This window comes from Seonamhaeicola marinus, from assembly GCF_008085455.1.
Window position 1 is genome coordinate 1 of the sequence record NZ_VSDQ01000047.1, and the last position, 361, is coordinate 361.

Sequence of the window (361 nt, forward strand, 5' to 3'; positions counted from 1 at the left end):
CATTCCAGCTTAAATAATGGTTAGCTACATATTTGGTTAAAAACGCCTTGTCTTGTACCACCTCGTCTCTTACATCTTTCATCCACATAAATGTGTTTGTATATTTAAGTTTCCAAAACTTGGTATTTAGTTTTAAAAACGGATGCGGACTAGCAACATCACTTAATAATAAAGAACGATAACCATCACCTATAAAATTTTTACCGTGCCCAAACTGAATGTTTAAAAAATTTGTGGGCGAATATGATAAATAAGCTTCGGCAACCGGATAATCATAACTATCTGTTTTAAAACGTTTAGCAATACCACGCCCAGGAATAATAGCAGGATCTGGCCCAAAGGCCTTCAAGCTTTCGGAGTA

1 pseudogene is annotated in these 361 nt (G+C 35.7%); it reads right to left on the reverse strand.

The window, feature by feature from the left end:
• Positions 1 to 361: pseudogene (locus tag FUA24_RS00300) on the reverse strand (gliding motility protein RemB); the annotation flags it as partial.